Annotated in this window: 12 protein-coding genes and 1 pseudogene; 2 read left to right on the top strand and 11 right to left on the bottom strand. The window is 72.9% G+C overall.

Features of this window, described 5'->3' with window-relative positions; genetic code table 11:
• Window positions 1-19 precede the first annotated feature (19 nt).
• The 6 genes from ACODT0_RS11495 to ACODT0_RS11470 form a co-directional block, all read right to left on the bottom strand.
• The gene (locus tag ACODT0_RS11495) at window positions 20-11,989 is read right to left on the bottom strand and encodes a putative filamentous hemagglutinin family protein (protein ID WP_489041334.1); all 11,970 of its coding nucleotides are present in this window, start codon (window positions 11,987-11,989) and stop codon (window positions 20-22) included.
• 118 nt (window positions 11,990-12,107) lie between these two features.
• Window positions 12,108-13,112, bottom strand: coding sequence for a FecR family protein (locus ACODT0_RS11490; protein ID WP_422097083.1), 1,005 nt, complete (start codon window positions 13,110-13,112; stop codon window positions 12,108-12,110).
• A gap of 58 nt (window positions 13,113-13,170) precedes the next feature.
• Window positions 13,171-13,671, bottom strand: coding sequence for an RNA polymerase sigma factor (locus tag ACODT0_RS11485; RefSeq protein ID WP_057594968.1), 501 nt, complete (start codon window positions 13,669-13,671; stop codon window positions 13,171-13,173).
• On the bottom strand, window positions 13,668-14,396 hold the full coding sequence (locus tag ACODT0_RS11480; RefSeq protein ID WP_489041333.1) for an STN domain-containing protein: 729 nt from the start codon (window positions 14,394-14,396) through the stop codon (window positions 13,668-13,670). Before ACODT0_RS11480 ends, ACODT0_RS11485 begins: the two co-directional genes overlap by 4 nt.
• A gap of 175 nt (window positions 14,397-14,571) precedes the next feature.
• Window positions 14,572-15,330, bottom strand: a complete 759-nt coding sequence (locus ACODT0_RS11475) for a carboxymuconolactone decarboxylase family protein (RefSeq protein ID WP_489041332.1) — start codon at window positions 15,328-15,330, stop codon at window positions 14,572-14,574.
• Complete coding sequence (locus tag ACODT0_RS11470; protein WP_057594965.1) at window positions 15,308-15,802, bottom strand: (R)-mandelonitrile lyase; 495 nt, start codon at window positions 15,800-15,802, stop codon at window positions 15,308-15,310. The genes ACODT0_RS11475 and ACODT0_RS11470 overlap by 23 nt, the downstream gene beginning before the upstream one ends.
• Window positions 15,803-15,911: 109 nt before the next feature.
• Here ACODT0_RS11470 and ACODT0_RS11465 point away from each other — a divergent pair, with 109 nt between their 5' ends.
• Window positions 15,912-16,817, top strand: coding sequence for a LysR family transcriptional regulator (locus ACODT0_RS11465; RefSeq protein WP_489041331.1), 906 nt, complete (start codon window positions 15,912-15,914; stop codon window positions 16,815-16,817).
• A gap of 14 nt (window positions 16,818-16,831) precedes the next feature.
• Here ACODT0_RS11465 and ACODT0_RS11460 read toward each other — a convergent pair whose 3' ends face one another.
• The 5 genes and pseudogenes from ACODT0_RS11460 to ACODT0_RS11440 form a co-directional block, all read right to left on the bottom strand.
• Window positions 16,832-17,197 carry a hypothetical protein gene (locus ACODT0_RS11460; RefSeq protein WP_057594963.1) on the bottom strand — a complete coding sequence of 122 codons (366 nt, stop codon included), beginning with the start codon at window positions 17,195-17,197 and terminating at the stop codon, window positions 16,832-16,834.
• Window positions 17,194-18,666 carry a DUF1501 domain-containing protein gene (locus ACODT0_RS11455; RefSeq protein ID WP_057594962.1) on the bottom strand — a complete coding sequence of 491 codons (1,473 nt, stop codon included), beginning with the start codon at window positions 18,664-18,666 and terminating at the stop codon, window positions 17,194-17,196. Before ACODT0_RS11455 ends, ACODT0_RS11460 begins: the two co-directional genes overlap by 4 nt.
• A 43-nt stretch (window positions 18,667-18,709) precedes the next feature.
• The gene (locus ACODT0_RS11450; RefSeq protein ID WP_489041330.1) at window positions 18,710-20,545 is read right to left on the bottom strand and encodes a DUF1800 domain-containing protein; all 1,836 of its coding nucleotides are present in this window, start codon (window positions 20,543-20,545) and stop codon (window positions 18,710-18,712) included.
• A gap of 210 nt (window positions 20,546-20,755) precedes the next feature.
• Window positions 20,756-21,103 (bottom strand): hypothetical protein, encoded by a 348-nt coding sequence (locus ACODT0_RS11445; protein ID WP_261205791.1) that lies wholly within the window; start codon window positions 21,101-21,103, stop codon window positions 20,756-20,758.
• A gap of 134 nt (window positions 21,104-21,237) precedes the next feature.
• A pseudogene (locus ACODT0_RS11440) lies at window positions 21,238-22,177 on the bottom strand (adenylate/guanylate cyclase domain-containing protein).
• Between the two features lie 347 nt (window positions 22,178-22,524).
• On the opposite strand from ACODT0_RS11440, the gene ACODT0_RS11435 reads away from it, so the two are divergent.
• Window positions 22,525-22,860 (top strand): hypothetical protein, encoded by a 336-nt coding sequence (locus tag ACODT0_RS11435; RefSeq protein ID WP_057594959.1) that lies wholly within the window; start codon window positions 22,525-22,527, stop codon window positions 22,858-22,860.
• Window positions 22,861-22,895: the final 35 nt, after the last annotated feature.

Raw genomic sequence — 22,895 nt, 5'->3', positions numbered from 1 at the left:
GCCGCGGCCCCGCTTCCATTCAGTACCCGAGCGTTCGCCGCTCCGCCGGCGTGAGCTGGTTGCGCTCGGCCGGCCCCATGGCCGAATCGCCGAGCACCTGCACCGCGCTGCCGCTGCGGTAGCCGCCGCGCTGCGGCGCGGCATCGTTGCCGCCGGGCGTGCTCGGCGTGCCGGACGCGGGCTCGTTGCCGAAGCCCAGCACGCGCACCGTGAACACCGAGGGCAGCGCCTGCCGCGCGGCCGTGCGCTCGCGCTGCACCGAGTCCTGCGCGGCCATCGCGGCCTGCGAGGCCGCGGCGCTGGCGCTGGTGAGCGCGCCCACGTTGACCGAAGCCACCACCGGCAGCCCGGCCGACTCCCCCTTGACCTGGATGTTGGCCGCGTTGACCACCTGCAAGGCCGCGAGGTTCACGTTGCCCGACACGCGGATGCCGGCCTCGCCCGCGTCGATGGTGCCCAGGGGCGCGATCAGGTCGACGTCGCCCGGCGGCACCTCGGCGATCGGGGCCAGTGTGGCGATGCCGGCGCCGGTGCTCGGCACGGTGGGCGCCAGCGCGGCATTGCCGAGGGCGTCGTAGCTGCGCTTGGGCGGCGTGTAGACCACCGTGGTCTTGGCGCCGCGCCCGGCGTTGATGTCGCCCTCGGCGGACCAGGCCAGGATGCCGCCGCCGAAGGTGGTCATGATGCGCGACAGGCCCAGCAGCACGCTGTCGCGCGTGTAGATCTCGACCTCGCCCTCGCCCTGCGTGAGCAGGCCGGTGCTCGGCGGCGGCAGCACGCCGTTGGCGCCGAGCGTGAGTCCGCCGCCGGGCGCGAGCACCTGGATGCCGCCACCGAACAGCGTGTGCGCGCCCGCCGCCCCCTGGAACACGAGGCTGCCGCGCCGCTCGACCGGTTGCCCCTGGGCATCGGCTTGCGGCAGCAGCGCACCGATCGCCTCCCGCCCGCGCAGGTAGCTGCCCACGCGCCGGCTTTCGGGGTCGTTGTATTCGCGGCCACCCTGGCGCAATTCCTCGTAGAACACCTCGCGCACCAGAACGCCCTGCTGCTCGGCCGGCAGCGCGAGGAAGGCCGCGAGCGCGCCCTCGGCACCGCCCGCGTAGCCGAAGCGCTCGCGCAGCCAGGCCAGCAACCGGTCCTCGTAGGTCTTCGCGACCTTGCCAGGCTGGTCGGCCAGCGGACTGGCGGCATCGGCGAGGTTGGCGCGATCGAAATAGCGCGCGGCGAAGCCCGCGTAGTCGGGCCCGCCCGCGCCCATGCCGGCCGACAGCACGATCGAGGCGCCGGGACGGGTGTCGCCCTCGGCGATCGGGCCGATGCTGCGCAGCGTGGACGCGCTCACCTGGTTGCCCGGGAGCGGCTGCCCCTGCAGGATGTTGCGCCCGGCCGAGACTTCCAGCAGGCCGGGACCCGCCACGTCGAGCGTGGCGTTCAGCACGTCGCGCCCCGCGTTCAGCACGGAGATGTCGAGCGCGCCGCTGTGCGCGATGTAGCCGGTCGCGATGATGTCGCGGCCGGCGCGCATCTGCACCGGCTTGCCGGCGATATAGAAGTTCTCCGCCGCGACGCTCCCCTCGTAGCGCACGACCTGGCGGCCGGTGCTGGCCAGGATGTCGCCGCGCACGGCATACAGCCGGATCGGCTCACTGCCCGGTGCGTGCAGCAGCGTCGCGCGGTCGGCGCCGTGGCCGAACAGCACGCTGCCCTCGATCAGGAAGTCGTAGAGATCCGCCTCCGGCGGGGTCACATCCAGCGGTCCGTAGAAGTTGCTGGCCACCCACGCGCCGGGGAAACCCGTCAGCCACAGCGGGCGCTCGGGCGTCGCCAGCGCGGACAGCGGTCCGCTCGACATCGCGGAGGTGCCGGACACCCGGTCGCGCGCCAGCAGTTCGAGCCGCCCCTGGCGCGACGGCGCGAGCGCGAGGTTGGTGGCGATCGAGCCGTTGGCCGCGATCGCCGACAGGCGGCCCGGGTCGTAGCGGATCCACTCCCCGTTGTTGGTGATCGACTTGCGCTGCTGGATGTCGCCGCCGGCCGAGAAGAGCTCGAGCCCGCTGCGCTCGGTCCACAGCGTGAACGAGGTCAGCGCCGGATTCTCCTGCCCCTCGAGCGAGGCCTGCGTCGCGCCGCCGAGCAGCACGACCCGCCCGGCATCGCGCGCGGTGAGCGCCATCAGGTCGCCGCGCGCATCGACGGCCATGGTGCCGTCGCCGACCACCAGGCCGAGCCAGCCGTAGCCGAAGCGGTCGCGCGGCGCCTGCGCGTCCACCGCGCGCGGGTCGAAATCGGACTTCAGCCCGTAGCCCGATTCCAGCGTCATGCCCACCGCGCCCGCCCTCACGCGGCTGTCGCCGCGCAGGTTGACGAGCTGGCCGCCGGTGGTCGGTACGTCGCCGACATCGCGCCCGGCGTTGAGGCGGCCGCCGACGTCCAGGCTCAGCCGTCCACCGCCCGAGACCAGCACCGAGCCGTCGGCGCCCACGCGGCCGCTGGACGCCACGACCAGGTCGAGCGCCGAGGTCGTGCCGCCGAAGTCGTTGGGACCGAGGTTCGAGGTCGATCCGGCATCGCCGCCGGCGCGCACGCTCAGGTGCCCGCCGCCCAGGGTCCCGATGCCGCCGAACCCCGCCAGCTCGATGGCGCCGGAGAGCGGCGACACGGTGTACTGGCCGAAATTGATGCCCCAGGCCGCGCGCTGCCCGAGCTCCGCGCCGCCCTGGCGCCAGAGCCAGTAGCCGATGCCGTTGCTCGACTTGAGGTTGGTGGTGTCGCCGGTCGCGAAGCCGCGCACGTCGCCCTGCGCGGACAGCAGCAGGTCGCCGCCGGCCTCGGTGAAGAACATGCGGCGCGCGTTGAGCGTGGCCTCGTAGTCGGGATAGCCGAGCACCGAGCCGTCCCAGGTCCTGGCGCGCGGGGCATCCCAGGCCTCGCTGCCGGCGATCTGGGTGCCGGCGGTGTAGACGCCGAAGCGCGAGGCCTGCCGGTAGTCGCGCCCGGCCAGCACGTCGAGGTAACCGGTGCCGGTGCGCACCACCGAGATCGCGTCCTCTGGCCCCGACTGCGTCGACGAGACGTGCGGATCGTCCAGCAGCACGTCGCCGCGCGCGCCGAGCAGAGATGCCGCGGTCACGGTGCGGGTGTCGGCCGACGCGAGGTCGGCACCACCCACCAGCCGCATCGACCACGAGCGCATGCCCGGCGCGAGCATGTCGGCCACGACCATCATGCGGCCCTGTCCGTCGGGGCGTCGGCTCCAGCCGAAGTCGTCGGGCGTGTCGGGTGGCGGCGCGAAGCCGTCGGAGATGCTGCCGTTGATCACCAGGTTGCCGCCCGCGCGCAGCACGAGCACGCCCGGTTCGCCGGAGCCGCGACGCGACGCGTCGGCGCCCGGGCCGTAGCGCCAGCCCGAGAAATCGAGCTCGCCGCGCACGGTGAGGTCGCCGTCGCTGCGCAGTTCCAGGCCGGGACGCAGGTGGAAGGCATCGCCGAAGGCGCGCAGCCCCGCGAGCCGCGCGCGGGTGCTGCCGCTGGCGTTCGCGGCGTCGATGAAGGCGCGGCTGTCGGCGTGCAGCGTCTCGAGGTAGGCGCTGTCGACCACGCCATCGGCCGGCGCGTGGCGCGCGAAGGCATTGACCGCGATGCTCTCGGCGCCGCGCACCGTGAGTCCCGCGGCCGCGTCCACCGCCACGCCGTCGCCGCCGACACGCGGCGCGTTGATCTCCAGGCGGCCGCGCGCCACCGCGTCGGCCGCGCGCAGGTCGATGACGGCGGCGGGGTCGAGCCGCACCGTGCCGGCCGCCGACGCGAGCTCGATCTGCGCGCGGTTCGAGGCCTCGATGGCCTGCCCGCGGCCGTCGAGCGCCAGGCGCGTGCCTCGCGCATCGAGCACCGCGCCCGGTGCCAGCACCAGGTTGTCGCGCGCGGCCAGCCGGATCGTGCCGACGTCCTCGCCGCTGGCGTCGATGCGGCCGTTGACGGTGAGCCGCCCGCCGTCGGCCGAGACCTCGATGCGGTTGGCGCGCAACTCGTCGCCGATGACGAGGTCGCCGGTCTTCACGACGAAGCCGCGGCCGCCGAGGACACCGCCCTCGTTCAGGCGCCGGTTGAGTCCCGCGAAGTCGTCGAGCGCGCGGGCGCGGATGTCGATGCGGCCGGACTCGCGCGCCACCGGCGAAGTGCCGAGGATCGCGCCCGAGAGCTGCACGCGGCCGTCGGCGCCCGTGGCGGTGACGCGGACCGAGCCCGCCGGCTTGCCCGCCGCCGAGACGTCGATGCGCGAACCGGCGGCCTGCTCGACCGCGCCATTGGCGGATTCGATCAGCAGGTCGCCGCCGCCGCTGAAGCGCCGGAGGTCGAAGAAATCCAGCGCACGCCCCGCGAGGTCGATGGCCGCACCGCCGCCGAGCCGCACGTCGCGCTCGGCCTCCAGCACCAGCCGGCCGCTGGGCAGCGCCACGGCGGTGTCGAGCTCGATCGAGCGCCCGGCCAGGCGCACTTCGGCGCCCAGCGCTTCGGCCCCCGCGACGCCCGCGCCGCCGCTGCCCGCGCCCTGCGGCGCCGTCACCCGCACCGCATCGCCCGCGCGGTAGGCCATGAACGAGCCGGCCTCGCCGGTCAGCAGTGGCGTGTTCAGCAGCAGCTCGCCGCCACGGCGACTGGCCGCATCGGCGCCCTCTCGGTACACCGACAAGGTCGCGCGCCGGTTGGCCGTGATGCGCTCGGCGGCGTCGAGCTCGACGCGCGAGAAACCCAGGATCAGCCGGTCGAGCGCGACCTGGTCCTGCGCCCGCTGCAGCGGGCCGTAGCCGAACTCGATGCGGCGCGCATCGACGACGAGGCTGCCCGCGCCGGTGCCCGGACCGCCGGGCACCACCGCGCCGGGCGCGCGGCTCGCGTACGGCGCCTCGGGCGTGCCCGCCCCGGTGGACAGGCCGTTCCAGATCAGCGTGTCGGTCGCGATCCGCGCCCTGTCTCCCGCCGAGCCCCAGCCGTAGACCGCCGGCGTGTTCAGCTGCAGCACCGCCGGCGCGACGCCCGTGCCGTGCGCCGCGCGCAGGTCGAGGTCGACGCTGCCGAAGAAGTTGAGCGAGTGGCCCGCGGTCAGCGTGAGCTGCTCGATCGGCGTCTGGCCCGGCACCGTGGGCCGCAGCAGCCGCTCGAGCATCTGCTGGCTCAGCCGCACGCCGGGGGCGATCGCGCCCTGCGCTTCGGCGGCCGCGAAGGATTCGCGCGTGCCGACGTTGATCGCGGGCGCGGCCATGGCCAGGTAGCGTGCGTTGATCTCGGCCTCGCCGAGCGTCACCGGACCGCTGCTCAGGAAGCTCACCGTGCCGCGGGTGCGCAGCATCGCGCCGTCCGCGATGGTGATCGCCCCCTGCGTCGCCGACGGATCGCCCTGCGGGGGTGCGAAGTTGTAGATGCCGTTGCCCACCGCGAGGATCGCGTTGGCGCCCTGGCTCGCCGAATCGAGGTAGACGTAGCCGTTGGTGGAATCGAAGCCGACGGTGCTGCTGCGCGAGGTGTCGATCAGCGCATCCCGCTCCACGCGCACGTCGTGTCCGCTCAGGAACACCTGGCCCGCCGCGAGCCGCGCGCCGCCGCGCACGATCACGGCCTCCTGCTCGGCGCTGCGGATCACCACGTGCGGGCCGACCGGCACCTGGCCCTGGCCGACCGGCACGAACACGTCGCGCAGGCCGTACACGCCCCCCACGATCAACGCGCCCGCGTCGAAGGCCGAGAGCTGCGCCGCGTCGAACGAGACGAAGCCCGGCGTGGACGCCGCGCCCGGCGCCACCACCTCCGCCGCGCGCCGGCCGGTGAGGAACAGGTTGCCGTCGAGCGCGGCCGCGCTGCCGGTGCCCGCGCCCGCCTCGCCGCGCAGCCGCGCCACGCCCTCGAAGGACAGCGCCCGGCCGGTCGCGCCGCCGGTGTCGATGTGCACGCTCTGGCCGTCGCGCTCGAGGCGCGCGCGCACCTCGCCGAAGGTGGCGGCGCGCGCGAGCGCGAAGTCGGCGTAGCTGGTCTCGTTGTATTGCGAGAGGCTGCGCACCGCGCTGCCCGGCGTCAGCGTGACGGCGGTCGGCAGCGCGTCGCGCACGGCGGTGTTGGCGATGCCGAGGTAGCCGCTGGCGCGCACCGAGCCGCTGGCGCGCAGTGCCTCGAAGCCCTGGCCCGCGCCGGTGGCGCCGAGCTCGATGCGCCAGGCGCCGGGCAGCAGCGCGTAGGTCGAGGGCATCAGCGTGTAGGTGCCCGCGGGCAGGCCGCCCACGGGCGCGTCGAAGCGGATCTGCTGGCCGATGCGCGGCGCGCCGGCGCCCGCATCCGGGGCCATCGGCGCATAGCCGCCGGCAAAGCCCGGCACCAGCGCATAGACGCCGGCACCCGCGCTGCTGAAGCCGTAGAAGGGATTGGCGTCGACCAGCGGCGCGCGCAACACGTCGACCGAACCGCCACGCCCGGTGAAGAAGCCGGCGCCGGTGAGCCGGCCGCCGCCCGACACGTCGAGCACCGCGCCGGCCTCGGCCGCGATCCGCGACTGGCCGAAGGCCACGCCGGGGCGTACGAACTGCTCGGCATACAGCTCCGGCCGGCCGGCCACGGCGCCGAGCGGCAGGTACTCGACCGTCTGGCCGTTGTAGGCGTAGCGGATGTTGTCCACGGTGCCGCCATAGGGCATGACCATGCCGGCGGCGCTGGTCGAGGTCAGGCTGCCGTCGCGCAGCAGCACCTCGAACAGCAGGTCGCGCAACGGCGGTGTACCGATGCCGAAGGCGGGCTTGGTGCCGAAGACGATGCTGCCCAGCGGCGCGCGCACCACCCCGCCCTGGTCGATGGTCGCGGCCGCCAGCGTGAGCGTGCCGAAGGCCGAGGCCGGCATCGCGGGCAGTTCGCCGGTGCCGCGGATCGTGAGCCGGCGCGCGGGATCGTAGGTGTCCGGCTGGCTGCCGACCGAGCGCAGCGCCACGCGCAGCTCGCCGGTCGCGCCGGTGGTGGGATAGAGCTGGGCCGCGGTCACCGCGAGGTTGCCGCTGGTCTCGAGCGTGCCGTTGGTGAAGCGCACATCGCCGCGGCTGCTCAGCGCCACCTCGTCGAAACCATGGAAGTCCAGCGGCCGGCCTTCGATCACCCAGCCGAAGGGCGTGGGCACGGGGCCCTGGCTCACGCCGGCCGGGCCGAACAGGTTGGAGGCACGCACGTCGATCAGGTCGGCTTGGATGTCGAGGCGGCCGCCGTTGAAGGTGGAGCTGCTCCGGGGCACCAGGCCCGACAGGAACTCCGGCGCCTGGACCTCGATGGGGACCTTGCCGTCGAGCAGCACGTACGGTGCGGCCAGCACGACCCGCGCGGGCGGCGCGACCGTGGAAGCGGCGAAGGCGCCGCGGCGCAGGATCAGGCTCTCGGGCAGCCGCAGCTCGAGGTTGCCTTGGATCTCGAGGATGTCGCGGTTCCAGAGCTCCAGCGTGCCGAAGCCACCCGCGCGCACCTCCTCGGCGCTCAGGCGCGCACGCGCATCGACCAGCGAGCCGTCGGCCACGCCGGGCCGCAGGCCCGCGGCGGCGCCGCTGCCGACGCGGTCCTGCGTCAGCGTCATGATCTGCACGCGGTGCGCGTTGCCCGGCGGGTTCTCGAGCGCCAGGTTCAGCGTACCGCCGGCCGCGCCCTCGCCGCCCGCGGCGGCGCGCAGGCGGCCGTCGTTGAGGATGCCGCGCGACGAGCCGATGCGGATCAGGCCGCCGTCGCCGGCCAGCCGCTGGCTGCGCGCACCGCCGGGCGGCAGGTTGTCCTGCGCCGCGTCGACCTCGGCGTAGGCACCCGAGGCGTCGAGCCGCGCGCCGGGCCGGACGATCACGTGCATGCCGGTGGTCTTGAGGAGGTCGCGGTTGGCGCGGGTGTAGTCCTCCAGGCCGATGCGGATCGAGCCGCCGTCGGGTGCGACGCCGTAGCGCAGGCCTTCGCCGTCGATGGCGGTGTAGGCGCGGCCCGCGGCGTCGAGCACCGCGTCGCCGCCGATCCAGATCGAGGTGCCGAGCGGCGCGAGGCCCGGGGCGTCCGTGCCGCGCGTGACGGCGCTGGTCAGCACGATGTCGCCGCCGGGCGCGACCACCCGGCCTTCGACCGTGAGCTGGCCCTGCGCCACCAGTCGTGCCTGGCGGCCGGGATCGACATCGATCCCCACACCGCCCGGCAGCAGCAGCTCGGCGCCATGCAGGCTCAAGTCGGCACCGGTGCGCGCCGTCAGGCGGTGCCGCAGCGCATCCTCCGCGTACAGCGGCGGCAGCCAGCGCTCGAGCGCGCGGGTGGTGTCGGTACCGCTCGGCAGCTCGCGCGCATCGGCCGCGGCGCGCAGCACCGGCACGCGCGGGGCGAGGTCCTCGTTCACCAGGACGCCGCCAAAGCCGGTGAGGCGATAGCGCGAGAAGCCGCTTTGCAGCAGCGCCGGATCGAGCCGCTGCGCCGGCACGAAGTCGATGTCCTGCGCGAAGCGCGCGCCGCCATCGACGACCCGTCCAGGCGCGTAGACCGTCGGGATCGCGGCGAGCTCGCCCGCCTGCTGGGTGAAGGTGTAGGGAAAGGTCGGAAGCCCGGCGGGGAAGACCGCCGAGGGCAGCACGGTGCCCGGCATGAACTGGCCCTGGACGTAGTCGATGCGGGTGCCGGCGGGCATTCGGCTGCCCGCCCCCAGCGGCCCGAGCGAGGTGCCGAACGTGACGCCCACGGGCACCACCCAGTCGGCGCCCGTCACGATCGGCGTCGTGATCTGAGCCGCGACGTAGTCGGCCAGAGCGACGTCCTGCACCGTCACGCTCAGCGTGGTCGACGCGCGCAGCGGCAGCCGCTCGCCGAGCCCGATGCGCACCTCGCGCGCGAGCACCACCGCCAGCGGCACCGCCGTGCCGGCCGCGAGCCGGCCGCTTTCGAGCACGGCGTGCTCGCCGAACACCACGCTCGAAGGCGACTGCAGCGTCAGCGTGCCGCCGCCCAGCACGCCGCTGGCGCGCAGCTCGCCGTCCAGGCGCAGTTGCACGCCGGCGGGGTTCTCCTCGAAATTGGTCTCCACGAACGCCGCGCCGGCCAGCAGGCTCGCGCTGCCGCCGCGCCCGCCCGCGAGCCGGCCGTTGCGCGTCAGCGTCGCGCCCGAGGACACGTCCACCACGCTGCCGCGCTCGAGCGCGATGCCGCCGTGCGTCATGCGCACCGAGAGGCTGCCGCCGTCGACGAAGGCGGTGCCGGCCTCGCCGTCGATGTCGCCGCCCTCGCGCTGCTGGTTGCTCCACGCGCCGCGCAGGTCGAGCCGCGCGCCCTGCGCGAGCACGAAGCTGGACGACCCGTCCTCGCGCGCCAGCAGCGTGCCGAGGTTCGGCGAGCCGGTGGTGGCCACGGGCGCGATGTTGCCGACCACGATGCCGCCGGCCCGCGCGCTCACATCGGCCTCGATGCGCGTGGTGGGCGCCACGATCTCGAGCCGGCCGCCATCGGCCAGCCGCAGCGCGCGCTCGATGCGCACCTCGCCGTTGGCCACGATTTCCAGGCCGCCGAGGCCGAAGCCGGAGAGCCGCGCGGCATCGAGGAAGGCGGTGCCGGTGCGCGCGGCGGGCAGCGCCGCGGCTGGATCCATCGCCAGCGCATCGGCCACGTCGACGACCTCGCCGATGCGCACCTGGGTATCGAAGGCGCCGTCCGCGCCCACGCCGCCCATGCGCCGCAGCGCCAGCGTGCCGGCGCGCGCGACCGCGAGCTGCGACTGCAGGTAGCCGTCCTGCGCCGCGCCGCGCGCCTGGGTCTGGCGCGGGCCTCGGAACACCGTCGCCTCGATGTCGCCCTCGAGCACCGCCGTGGGCGCGCTCACCACCAGTCGGCCGGCATCGCGCCCGATCGTGTAGCCGTTCTCGAGCTGGCGCTGCGGGCCGATCAGCGGGTTGTAGAAGTGGCCCGTGGTCTTCTCGCCCCAGCGCGCATGCGCATCCTCGAAGCCGCGGTACACGCCCCCGAACACCATGTCGGCCGGCGCCTTGTCGAGCCGGTAGAGCCGCCCGTCGCTGCCCTTGAGCCAGCTCTGGTTCAGGTAGCCCGTGCGCACGTCGATCGAGCCGCCCGACAGGTTGATCGCGGAGCCGCGCTGCGTCACGACCTCGGTCGCGCCCAGCGTGACGGTGCCGCCCTGCGTCAGCCATTCGCCGATGCCGTGCGGCTGGTTGCCCAGGTAGCCGCCGACCTCGAGCAGGCCGCCGGCGGTGTAGTAGCGGTCGCTGTCGTACACGCCCGGCTTGGCCGGCACGTAGCTCAGGCGCCGGCGATCGATCCAGACGTTGGCGTTGGCGAGCTTGCCGCTGTCGCGGTTCAGCGGTGCGTCGCGCTGCTCGTTGCCCTGGATGTTGATCCGCACGTTGTTCGATTCCATCGCCACGCTCACGCCGACGGCGCCCGCCACGTCCAGCCGTGCCTCGTTCGCCACCAGCACGCGCCGCGCCGCGCTCGTCGCGACCTGGCCGCCGGTCGCCAGCACGAGCGAACCGCCCTCGAACTGCACGTCGCCGCCCGAGACGATCTCCACGCGCGACAGGTCGCGCCGATCCTGCTGGCGCGAGAGGTTGTCGAACACGCCGGGCGTGGCCATGGTGCGCAACCGGTCGAGTCGCGCCGAGTCGGCGACCAGCGCCTCTCGCTGGCTGTCCAGCGCGGTGAATCGATCGTCCGCATCGATCAGCACCGCCGTGACCGCCTCGCGGCCCGTGGCCACGCGCCCCTTGGCATCGGCCGCCGAGTTCAGCAGGTGCACCGTGCCGCGCGCATTGACGGTGGTGGTGGCGAGCGCCACGCCGTCCTGGCGCACCGTGCGGCCGGCCAGCGTGATGTCGCCCTCGGTGGCGACGATCAGGCCGCTGTTGCGCACCAGGCCGGCCGTGCTGTCGGGGGCGAACTGCGGCGCGATCTCGTTGCCGCGCGTGGTCGAGAAGGTGTTGGCCTCGGTGCCCACGCCCTTGCGGATCGCGAAGCTGTCGCCGGCCGCGAGCTGTGCCTGGCCGCGCGGCGTGGCGATGCTGCCGGCGTTCTCGACCTCGCGCCCGAGCAGCAGCACGTAGCCGCCGCCCTGCGTCACCGACGCGGGCTGCCGGGTCGCGATGCGCGCGCCGGCCTGCACCTCGACCTTGCCCGCCGCGTCGGTGAACACCGGCAGCGGCTGGCCATTGGACTGCGCGCTGTAGATGCCGTTGTTGCGGAACTGGTCGTCGCCGATGCGCGCCGCGGCCGCCACCAGGTTGCGCGTATCGACCTGGCTGGTGCCGCTGAACACCACGCCGTTGCGGTTGGCGATCAGCACCGTGCCGTCGGCCTTGATCCGGCCCTGGATGCGGCTGGGCCGCGCCTGCGGATCGTTGACGCGGTTGAGCACCGCCCAGTCGGCCTGCTGCTGGAACTCGACCGTGGTGTTGCGCCCGACGTTGAAGGTCTCCCAGTTGAGGATGGCGCGCTCGCCGGTCTGGCGGATCGCGACCGTGGTGCGGCCGTCGGCCTGCGTCTGCCGCGGTGCCTGCGCATTGAGCCAGCCCGCGCTGAGGCTGTTGCCGTCCACGCGCAGGCCGCCCTCGGCCATGCCGTCGGGCACCGGGGCCTCGCCCTGCGCCGCCAGCCGCGCGGCGGCCTGGGCCGCCTGCTGGGCCGCGATGCCGCGCGCGGCCAGCTGCAGGTTGTCGAGCGAGCGCTGCAGCTCGGCATTGGCGCGCTGCTGCTGCGCCTGCGGGTGGGTCAGCAGCGCGGCCGGCTGGCCGTTGGGCAGCCGGCCGGTGGCGGCGGCCGTGGCCTGCGCCATGTTCTTCTGCGCCATCCAGCCGGCGCTGAAGGCGCGCTGGGCCTGCGCGCCGCCGGCGGCCAGCGCCATCGCGAGGCCGGCGACGGCCCAGGCGACGGGATGCAGCGGCCGCGCCTGGGCGCGAGGTGGATGGTGCGGCGGGGTTCGGTCGGTGGCGCGTCGCGGGATCGGAGACATGGTGGCGGGTCCGTGTGTGGGCATCGGGGTCGGTCGTTGAAGTCCTGACCTAGACGTTCGCGCCGCGAAGACCCGCCAAGGGAATCCGACTTTTTTTCGCGTGCGGCGCGGCCCGTGTTCAGCCCAGCATCACGATCCCGCCCGGCCAGCGCGTGGCGCGCGCGCCGAACAGCACCTCGATCTGCTCGATCGCCTCGTCGAGGGCGTCGATGCGGAAATGCCCGCTGAGCCGGTGGCGCGCGAGCGAGTCGCTCGCCAGCACGACGCGGCCGCTGCGGTAGCGGTTGATCTCGTGGATGGCCTCGCTCAAGGGCGTGCCGCGGAACACCAGCTCGCCACGGCGCCAGGCCTGGGTCTGCGCCATGTCCACCTGCGCCACCGGCGACACGCCGGTCGCGCCGCACCAGATCTGCTCGCCCTCCAGCAGCGCGACGGTGCGCATGGGATGCATGACCTCGACGCGGCCCTCGATGCAGCTCACGCGGTAGCGCTCCTCCTGGCGCCACACGGCGACGTTGCCCACGCCGGGCACGATGCGCGTGTCGCCCGCGACCAGCTCGACGAAGGGCGCGCCGGGTCCCCGCCGCAGCGTGGCCTCGCCCGCGATCAGCCGGATGCGCTCGCCGCCGCCGGCCGCGCCGGCGGGCTGCACCGCGAGGCTGGTCTGGGTGTTGAGCATCAGCTCCACGTCGCCCGCCAGCGTCACCGTGGCCTGCTGGCCGGTGCCGGTGCGGTAGTCGGCCACCAGTTCGGACCACGAGGGCCACAGCGCCAGCGGCGGATGCACCACCGCCGCGACGGCCGCCGCGCCCGCGCTCGCGAAGCCCGCGCCGAGCAGCCAGCGCCGGCGCGTATCGACCGCCACCGCCGCGTGCGCGGCGGCGCGGACCGGTGCCGCCGCCGCGGGAAAGAGCCGCTGGTGCGCCTGCGCCACGCCGCCGATCGCCTGCCATTCGCGCTTGGCGCGCTCGAAGGCCTGCGCGTGGCCGGGGCCGCACGCGCGCCATTGCGCGAGCTCGCGCGCGTCCTTGCGCGTGGCCGCGCCCGAGCGCAGCCGACGCACCCACGCGCGCGCTTCCGCGTCGAGACGGGAATCGGGGACTTCGGAATCGTCGTCGGCCATGTTCGAAATCATCGGTGTGCTGCTGACTGGACGTTCGGCGCCGGGGCCGGCCGCCAACTCAGTCCTTGCGCGGCCCTCGCATCTGTTCGACGCAGAACTCGTGCGCCAGGTGGATCTCGCGTTCGACGCGCCGCAGCGAGATCGCGTAGCGCTGGGCCAGTTCCTTCTGCGGAATGCCCTCGACGCGCGAGGCGAACAGCAGCTGCCGGCGCAGCGGCGGCAACTGCTCCATCGCGCGCGCCACGGCCTCGAGGTCGACGCGCGCCTCGACGGCCACGGCCGGATCCACCGCCTTCTCGTCGGCCATCAGCAACTCGTCGACCTCCTCGCCCGAGAGCTCGAGCCGGTCGGCGCGGATGCGGTCGATCGCGATGTTGACCGCGGTGCGCAGCAGGAAGCTCTGCGGGCTGTGCACCGGGCCGGCCGGCGCGCGCGCGGAGAGCTTGACGTAGGTGTCGTGCAGCACGTCCTCGGCCAGCTCGACCGAGCCGAGCCGGTGCGAGAGCTTGCGGCGCAGCACGTCGTAGCGCTCCACCAGGAAGTTCAGCAGCGCCGTCATGGGCGGCAGTCGCCGGTCTGCGCCGGCTGGCGCGGCAGGATCAGCAGCGCGATCGGCTGCGCCAGGCCCGCGGGCGGCGCCGACGCGAGCGCGAGGCCGGTGAGCCGCGCGGCGATGCGCGCATCGCGCCGCTCGTTGCCGGTGGGATGCAGCAGCACGCGTTCGACCACCGGGGCCTCGGCATCGATCCAGAGATTGAGCGCGAGACGGTAGCTGCCGGGCATGGTGGCCGGATCGCCGCACAGGGCCGCGGTCACGCGGGCCTGCAGCTCGGTGTAGTAGCCGCGGCGCGCGGCGGTGGCGGCGCTGGCGCTGGCGCTGGCCGTGCCGGTGGCCGCGGCAGCCGGCGCGGACCCGGCGTCCGGCGCCTCGGGCCGCATCAGCATGAAGGCCGCCTGCGATGTGTAGCGCACCACGATGCCGCTGCCCGCGAGCAGCTCGCGCAGCGCGGCCTCGGGCGTGCGCTCGCCCTGCAGCGGGCCGGCCATGCGGCCCTCGGCGATCGCGTCGTCGTAGAGCAGCGACTGGCCGGTCTGCGCATGGAAGCGGCTCAGCGCGACGGCCAGCGGCAGGCGCGGGATGTCGAAGCGCATCGGCGCCGCGGGGTCGGCCACGGGGTCGGCCGCGGTGGTGCGCGGCGCGTCGGCGCGCGCGGCCGGCATGCCGCTCAGGAGCACCGCCACCGCCATCAGTCCCGCCGCGAGCTGTGAACCCGCTGCGGGCATGCCGGATCGAGGATGGAGGTGCGGGGAAGGTGCATGCGCGGCGAGTTCGAAAGGGGCCGGGCCGCGGACATCGGGACCATCGCAGCCTGGGCGAGCCGGATGGTGACCGCGCGAGATGACGAAATCGTGTCCGAACGATGACGGCCGGCCCCGCGCCGGACCGGCCGGCGCGGGCTCAGCCGCCGGAACGCGCGGCGGCGAGCTGCCGTTCCAGGGCCTCGCGGGCTCGGCGCGCCGCCTCGGCATCGACCTGTGCCTCCAGCACCCGGACCAGTTGCTCGAGCTGTGTCGCGCCGAGCCCGACGTTCATCGCGATGCGCAGGTGGGCCTGGAGTTGGGGCTCGACGCCCGCGAGCGCCGACAGCATGCCGACGGTGGCGAGTTCGCGGCTTTGCCAGTCGAGGTTGTCGCGCTCGAACAGGTCGCCGAACAGATGGGTCTTGAGGAACTCGTCGATGGCCGGGGCGAAGTCGAACAGCGGGCCCCGGACCGGTCCGCCCGAGAGCTTCGTCTGGTTGGCGGTGCCGGCCGCGAGCAGGGCATCGCCCCGCGGAACGGGCCGCGACGGCAGCGGTCCTTCGCGGTCTCGCAGGCCGCGTTGCCGGCGCGCCTCGAGCACCTTCATCAGCTCGCCCAGCGCATTGAGGCTGCGCGGAAAGCCCGCATAGGCGTAGACCTGCACCAGGAGCTCCTTGAGCTCGTTGACGCCCAGGCCGGCGTCGAGGCCCCGCTGCAGCGCGGCGGACAGGCGCGCGATGTCGCCGCTCGCGGCGAAAGCCGCGATCGGAACGATCGCCTGCTGGCGCGCGCTCAGGGATCCAGTGCCGGCGGGCGCGGCGTTCACGGGCGCGGCATGGCAGGCGGCGGCGGCCAGGCCCAGGGCGGAGGCGAGCGCGCTCCTGCGGGACCGGTCAACGCTGGGGGTATTGCGCATCGGACACCTTCTCGAGCCATTCGACGTTCCTGCCATCGACCGTGCCGGTGACGGCCAGGTGCGTCATCGCGGTGCCGGGCGCCGCGCCGTGCCAGTGCTTGACGCCCGGCGGGCACCAGACGACATCGCCGGGCCGGATCTCCCGCACCGGCCGGCCCCACTCCTGGGTCAGGCCGACGCCCGATGTCACGACCAGGCGCTGCCCGGCCGGGTGCGTGTGCCAGGCCGAGCGCGCGCCGGGCTCGAAGGTGACGAGGCCACCGGAGGCGTTGAGGGTCTCGCTGGCCGGCCAGACCGGATCGATGCGCACGCGGCCGGTGAAGTACTCGGCGGGCCCGGCCACCGAGGCCTGGCTGCCGGCGCGCGCGATCTGCTGGGCCTCGGCAACGGCTGGCGCGTTTTCGACGGCGCCGGCACTCAGGCCGTGGAGTGCCGCCAGGCAGAAGGCGGCTTGGAGGGGACGATGGCACATGGAGAGTTCCTGGGAAATGGACCGATGCCCGAACTCTAGGAAGCGCGCCATTGGTTGAGAAGACTGCAAAATCGGGATGCACTTGTGAATCCAGTTCACCAATTCATCCGTGACCACCGAGAACCTCAACGACCTGCAAGCCTTCGTCGTCGTCGCGCGCGAACGCAGCTTCACGCGCGCGGCCGCGCAGATCGGCGTCTCGCGCTCGGCGCTCAGCCATTCGATGCTGGCGCTCGAAGCCCGGCTCGGCGTGCGGCTGCTGACGCGCACCACGCGCAGCGTCTCGGTGACCGATGCCGGCGCGCGGCTGCTGAACACGCTGGCGCCGCGGCTCCAGGAGATCGCGCAGGAGCTCGAATCGCTGAGCGCGATGCGCGACAAGCCGGCCGGCACGGTGCGCATCACGGCGCACGACCATGCCATTGCCACGGTCCTGTGGCCGCGTCTGCTGCCGCTGCTGCGGGAGCATCCCGACATCGAGGTCGAGTTCAGCGTGGACTACGCGCTGACCGACATCGCGGCCCGGCGCTTCGACGCGGGCGTGCGCCTGGGCAGCAGCGTCGACAAGGACATGGTGGCCGTGGCGATCGCGCCGCCGCTGCGCATGGCGGTGGCCGCCTCGCCCGGCTACCTGGCCGGCAAGCCGCTGCCGCTGGTGCCCGGCGACCTCACGGCGCACCGCTGCGTGAACCTGCGGCTGGCCACGCACGGCGGCCTGTATGCATGGGATTTCGAGAAGGACGGCGAGGCGCTCGGCGTCCGGGTGCGTGGGCAGGCGACGTTCAACAACACCTACCTGATGCTGCAGGCGGCGCTGGACGGCCTGGGCTTCGCCTGCGTGCCCCTCGACATCATGGCGCCGCACATCGCGCAGGGAACGCTGGTGCCGGTGCTGCGGGACTGGTGGCCGACCTTCCCCGGCTATCACCTCTACCACGCCAACCGCCGCCAGCTGTCGCCGGCACTGGCGCTGGTGATCGAGGCCCTGCGCTACCGGGCACCGCGCGGCAGCTGAGGCCGCGCGGGCGCTCAGCCCAGCCTGCGCCGGCCGCGCACGCGCTCGTAGCGGTAGACGCGAAAGCCCTCGTCCTGCACGAAGCCCACGGGCTCCCAGCCGCGCGTGAGCGCGCAGTCGGTGATCTGGGCCATCTGCACGCCCAGGTAATCCTGCAGCCCGTCGTCGACCGCGAGCTCGAACTTGCGCAGCTCGCGGTCCAGCGCCTCGATGGCCGCGATCGCGGCTTCGACGCTGGCGAAGGGCCGGCGCCGCGCGAGGCCGGTGGCGGGCGCCGCGGGCGCCGCCGCGCGGCGCGGCTTGGGACCGAAGTCCACGCTGATGCCGCCCTCGACGCTGTCGAGGCTGCCCATCAAGGTGACGTGGCCCATGATGTTCATGCCATGAACCCGACGTTGCGCGGATACGCGATGCCATTCGCCGTGCGTCCGAAGTTCTTCAGGTTCGGCAGGATCCCGTCGAGCTGGCTGTCGGGCACGCCGAACCAGCGCGCGAGCGTGGCGGCGTACTGGTCGACCGAGGTGGTGGGCAGCAGCCGGCCCTGCCCCACGTGCCACTGGTCGGCATCGGCCGCGGTGTTGCCGATGCTCACGGGCGGCGGCGTGCCGTAGATCGCCCTGCCCTTGACCGCACCGCCGACCACGAAGTGGTGGCCGCCCCAGCCGTGGTCGGAGCCGTCGCTGTTGTACGAGAGCGTGCGGCCGAAGTCGGAGGCCGTGAAGGCCGTGACCTGCTCGGCCAGGCCCAGCGCCGCCATCTGGCGATGGAAGGCGGCCATCGCGTCGGACAGCCGCTGCATCAGGCCGGGCTGGTTGGCGATCAGGCTGTCGTGCAGGTCGAAGCCGCCCATCGAGACGAAGAACACCTGGCGCTTCACGCCCAGCGAGGCGCGGCCGCGGATCAGGCGCGCGACCATCTTGAGCTGGCTCGCGAGGCCGTTGTTGGCCGGGAAGGCGCCGGCGGGAAAGTCGCTCTGGATCGCCGCCGTGACCTGGCCCTCGGCCTTGACCGCGCGCCGCACCACCTTGCTGTACTCCTCCTCGAGCGTGTGGCCGCGCGACTGCTGCGCGAGCTGCTGCATCGCGGCCTTGACGGTGTCGGAGCCGAACAGGTTGCCGGTGTTGTCGCCCACGCTGTAGATGCGCACCGCGCCGCCGGTGCCGACCTGGTACTGCAGCGCCCGGTCGCCCGAGAGGAACACGGCATTGCCCGCGACCGACATGCAGGTGAACAGCGCGCCGGTGTTGCCCGACAGCACGAGGTCGCCGATGTTGCCGCCCCAGCCCACGGTCGAGCCCTCGGGCGAGGACGACTGCCAGACCGACTGCTGGTCGTTGTGCGAGAACAGCTTGGGCGGCACCGGCCAGGCCTTGCGGTTGCCGCTGTCGTACTGGGCGCGCGTGATCGGCGCGATCAGCGGGCCGACGTTGAGCTGCACCGCCACCTTGCCTTCGCCGTGGAACAGGTCGGCCAGCGCGGTCATCGACGGATGCAGCGCGTACTGCCGCCCGCCCGGCAAGGCCTGCGTGGGCGCGAGCAAGGTGGGCAGCAGCTGGGCGCGCGGGATCGCGATGCCGCCGCCGGCGTCGCCGTTGCCGCCGCGAATCTGGCTGTACTTGCCGTAGCTGTCGGTGTCGCAGGTGACCACCGTGTTGGCGTAGTCGTTGCCGCCGTAGAGGAAGACGCAGACCAGCGCCTTGTAGTCGTCGCCGGGCGCGGCCTGGGCCGCGGCCTCGCCCATGGTCGCGAGGTTGAGCGCGAACGGCAGCGCGGTGCCGGCCATCGCGAGCTGGCCCGAGCGGCGCAGGAAGGCGCGCCGGGTGTGGCGCGCGGGATCGATCAGATGCATGGGCGCCGCTCCTGGCTGGCCGTGTTCGTCGGGGTCATGGGGTTCATTTCTGCACCAGGTATTCGGGCGCGCCCATCACCAGCATCACGGCGGCGCAGACGCGGTTGAGCCGGGCGCCCTCGCTGCTGCTGGCGTTGAGCGCGGGCGTGGCGAGCGCATTGGTGATCAGGCTCACGGTGGCGTTCGAGAGCTGGTTGCCGGTCAGCAGCAGGTCGAGCCGCTTCACGAGCGCCGCGGGGTCGAGCGCCAGCGCCTTCTCGGCCGTGTAGGCGGCGCGCACGTCGCCGTTGTCGATGCCGTAGGGCAGCGCGTTCTGCAGGAAGTTGAGGTAGCCGCCCACGCTGGACTCGTTGACGATCTGGAACTCGGGCGCGACCAGCTTGCGCTCGGCGATGGCGGTGGCCGGCGGCACGTAGCCGGGCCGGAAGTAGTTGAAGACCGAGGGCGAGCGCAGCGGGCTCTGGCCCAGCCCGTAGCTGGCATTGCTCTGGTCGCCGATGCGCCAGGTGCCCTTGGTGGAGCTCACGCCGAAGCTGCGGCCCCATTGCGCCAGCCGCAGCATCGGTTCGCGCAGACGGCCGAAGTCGGGGCTGGCCAGGCCGGCCGGCCCGCGTGCCTCGTCGTCGATCAGCACGGCGGCGAACACCGCCTTCATGTCGCCGCGCACGCCCGCGCCGTTGTCGGCGAAGGCCGCGGCCACGCGCTTCACATAGGCCGGGCTCGGGTTGCTCGTGACCAGCCGCTGGATCAGCTGCCGCCCGATGAAGGGGCCGACGTTCGGGTGGTTGAACAGCGTGTCGAGCGCGATCTTGAGCGCGGCGGCGCCGGGCGTGTTGGCGGGCACGGTGGCGCCGAGGAACTTCGCCTCGAGCATCGAGTGGCGGCTCGCGTCGAGCACCATCGGCCGGGTGGTCCAGTCCCTGGTCTCGACGGTGTAGCTCGCACCCGGCGGGCGGAAGCCGTTCTGCTCGCCGGGCTTGATGTCGAGGTCGTAGCCGGTGAACACGCGCGCGAGCTGGCTCACGTCGTTCTGCGTGTAGCTGTCGAGCGGCTGGCCGTCGGCGCCGGTCTTCGGCGTGCCGTCGGCCTCGAGCTGCTGCAGGCCGATGCTCATGAGCTGCATGACCTCGCGCGCATAGTTCTCGTCGGGCTGGCGGCCGCGGTTGTTCTCCTTCTGGTTGCCGCGCGTGTTGAGGTAGAAGCCCATCGCGGGATTGAGCGTCACGGCCTCGAGCAGCTGGCGGAAGTTGCCGGTGGCGCCAACGGCCAGCATGTCCCAGTACTGGGCCATCATGTGCGTCGGCCAGCTCGAGCCGATATCGTTGGCCGAGACCACGAAGATCTCGCTGAGCGCGAGCGCCATGCGCTTGCGCACCGCGTCGCCCGACAGCATGAGCTGGCGCCAGACGGTGGCGTCGATGTCGGTGCCGTTGTAGGGCTGGCTCTCGACCCATTCCCAGGCGGTCTGGGTGCGCGGCGCGTTGAACTGCTGCTCGAGCCAGGGCAGGTAGCCGAGGCTGCGCACCGTGGCGATCTCCGCCTCGGAGGCCGAGAACTGCGCCTGCAGCAGGAAGCGCGCGGCTTCCGCGTCGCTCCTGGCTTGCAGGTAGTGGTAGGGACCCGTGTCGGCGGGCGCGGACGTATCGGGCTGCGGATTGCCGCCGCCACCCACGCCGGGGAAGATGCCGCCGCCCGCGCCACCGCCGCCTCCTCCACCGCCACAGCCCGCGATCAGCGCCGGCATCGCGAACAGCGCGAAGCCCTTCAGCGCCCCGGCCGATCCTTCGGCGCCGGGCGTGCCGTCGCCGTCCCGCGCCAGCGGCGCATCCTCCATCCCATGAGCCGCTGCCTGCCGGCCGGCTTCTTCCGTGTCGAACATGACCCTCGCTCCTGCGGCGCCCGCGCGCCGATGGAGGTCAGGAGGCAAGGCTCATGCCCTACCGGTTTCCGTGGATCGAGGGGCCGAAATCGACGGACTTTCGGCTTAGAAATGTGAACTTGTGTGACTTTTTCGTCGCCCAGGAAACACAATTTGACAATTACTGCCCTGAATTGTCTTCAGCAAGCGCTCAGGAGGACACTGCGCGTGTCAGTCGTCGTCCCCGTCGTCGTTGGGCGCGCGGTACGGGTAGCCGGGACCGTAGTAGAGCCGGCCCGGCGGCGGCGCGATCAGCGGTGCCGGCCGGTAGTACACGGGCGGCGGCGGGCGGTAGTACACCGGCGGTGGCGGCGCGTAGTAGATCGGCGCGGGCTCGTAGTAGACCGGCGGCGGCGCGTAGTACGGCGGCGGATAGCCCGCGCCGGGCGTGCCGATCTCGATCGACCAGTGGCCGCGCGCGTTCGCGGCACCGGCCGCGCACAGCGAGGCGAGCGCCACGGCGGCGAGCGCGGCCACGTGCAGGCCGCGCGACGAGAAGGAAGAAGGCTTGAGGTTCACTGAGGACTCCCGGTGCGGGCTGGCTGGAAACGACCGCCAACGGCGGTCCGATGCACGAGCAACGCCCGGCCCCCGCGCGCCGTGCACGTCCGGCCACCGCTTCTGGTAGCCAAACGTGACGGGGCCGGCGCCGTTCAGCCGACCGTGCGGCGCGACAGCAGCACGTCGCCGCCCATGGTGTTGAAGGCGATGGTGGGCGCGCTGAAATCGCTGAGCGGCGCGCCGAGGCCGATCTCGCCGCTGCCGTGCAGCACGCACTCCTCGCGCCGCAGCGCGATCTCGCTGCTGGGCCCGGCGTTGCCGTGAAAGCGCACCCAGGTGCCGTAGGTGCTGAGGTCGGTCAGCACGCAGCTGCCCTGGCGCAGCTCGATGCGCGCATGCAGCCGCGACACGCGCGGATCGTTGACCACGAACTCGGCGTCGTCGACGCGGCCCAGGTGGATCGGCAACTGCTCGGTGCGGAACATCGAGCGCACGTCGAGCCAGCTCAGCTCGATCTGGCCGAAGTTCGAATCGGCATGGCGCCCCGCCATCAGCGCGGCCGGCACGGTCAGCGAGGCGGTGACGTCCTCCTGCCAGTCGATGCGGTGCACCACCGACAGCTCGCTGCGGCCGCGGATGTTGATCGGGCCGAGGTCGCGGTGATGGACCGCGCCTTCGCGCAACTGGACGATCACCGATTCGGTGGCCCAGATCTGGCTCGGCCCCGCGAGATCGCTCAGGCGCGAGGCCAGGTTGACCGCGTCGCCGAAGCAGTCGCCGTCGACCTCGAGCACCTCGCCGCTGGCCACGCCGATCTGCAGCTCCATGCGCAGCGGCGCGGGCCAGGCCAACAGGCGCTTCTGGTGCTGGCGCTGCAGCTCGATCACCGACTGGATCGCGCCCGCGCCCTCGGCGAACAGCGCGAGCATCGCCGAGCGACTTGACCACGCGGCCGCCATGCTTCTCGCACACCGCCCCGATCCATTGCGTCAGGCGCGTCACCGTCTCCGTGGCCCGGGCATTGCCCATGGCCTCGAAGACCCGGGTACTGCCGGTCAGGTCCGCAAACACCACAGTGGAGTTGACAACCATGTTCTGAATCCGGCCTCACCGCCGTTGTTTTGTGTTGTATCTATCTCCGACCGGACACGGAGAACGCCGAAATCCGGTCATCCCTGGACGGGTTTGTACCGTCAAATCCTTCACCAAGTCGCACTATTCTGAAGAGGAAGAGTGAGGCGTCGGACAAATACTGCGAGCACTGTAGGAATAATCCCGCAATTGCATTAATACTTAAGAAAACACTCTTCAGTTTTTGCTCGAACTGCTACGTAAAGTGTGTTGTTTTCAAACAAGAAACAATGTTCCACAACTTGTCTCTTGATCACCGCCCGATTAAGGTAACCGCCAATCCTGTTCTCGGTGTTACGTAACTCGCCATGACGATCCTCCGCCGCCTGCTTCGTCTGCTGCACCTGTCGGGTGCCGGCAACGCACGCACCAAGGACCTTCAGCTCGGCCGCATCCGCAGCGCGATGCTGTCGCTGCTCCCCTCGCAAGGCGGCCACTCCGTGCAGCGCGTGAGCCAGCGCGTGCGCTTCGCCGCCGATGTCGAAACCCTCTGGTACCTGCGCCAGGACGTGATGACCGCGCTCAGCGCGATCGACGGCGAAACCGCCGCGCGCCGCAAGATGAAGGGCATCAACAGCATGTTCGAAGGCGGCCTGCCAGGCTCGATGGGACCGCGCGCGCACCAGCGCATTCCCCACCACTGATGTGACGGATGGCAGGCGGTCGCGAGCTGCCTGCC

Source organism: Variovorax sp. FG153 (assembly GCF_057809595.1).
The sequence above is the reverse complement of the archived record's forward strand: the minus strand, read 5'-3'. Positions and strand labels throughout refer to the sequence as shown.

Coding starts and splice junctions, on each gene's coding strand:
- ACODT0_RS11470 (WP_057594965.1), bottom strand. CDS start 15,802: ATGTGCCATCGTCCCCTCCAAGCCGCCTTCTGCCTGGCGGCACTCCAC.
- ACODT0_RS11455 (WP_057594962.1), bottom strand. CDS start 18,666: ATGCATCTGATCGATCCCGCGCGCCACACCCGGCGCGCCTTCCTGCGC.
- ACODT0_RS11450 (WP_489041330.1), bottom strand. CDS start 20,545: ATGTTCGACACGGAAGAAGCCGGCCGGCAGGCAGCGGCTCATGGGATG.
- ACODT0_RS11485 (WP_057594968.1), bottom strand. CDS start 13,671: ATGACGGCGCTGCTGAACTTCCTGGTGGAGCGCTACGACGTGCTGCGC.
- ACODT0_RS11435 (WP_057594959.1), top strand. CDS start 22,525: ATGACGATCCTCCGCCGCCTGCTTCGTCTGCTGCACCTGTCGGGTGCC.
- ACODT0_RS11495 (WP_489041334.1), bottom strand. CDS start 11,989: ATGTCTCCGATCCCGCGACGCGCCACCGACCGAACCCCGCCGCACCAT.
- ACODT0_RS11460 (WP_057594963.1), bottom strand. CDS start 17,197: ATGAACATCATGGGCCACGTCACCTTGATGGGCAGCCTCGACAGCGTC.
- ACODT0_RS11490 (WP_422097083.1), bottom strand. CDS start 13,112: ATGGCCGACGACGATTCCGAAGTCCCCGATTCCCGTCTCGACGCGGAA.
- ACODT0_RS11480 (WP_489041333.1), bottom strand. CDS start 14,396: ATGCCCGCAGCGGGTTCACAGCTCGCGGCGGGACTGATGGCGGTGGCG.
- ACODT0_RS11475 (WP_489041332.1), bottom strand. CDS start 15,330: ATGCGCAATACCCCCAGCGTTGACCGGTCCCGCAGGAGCGCGCTCGCC.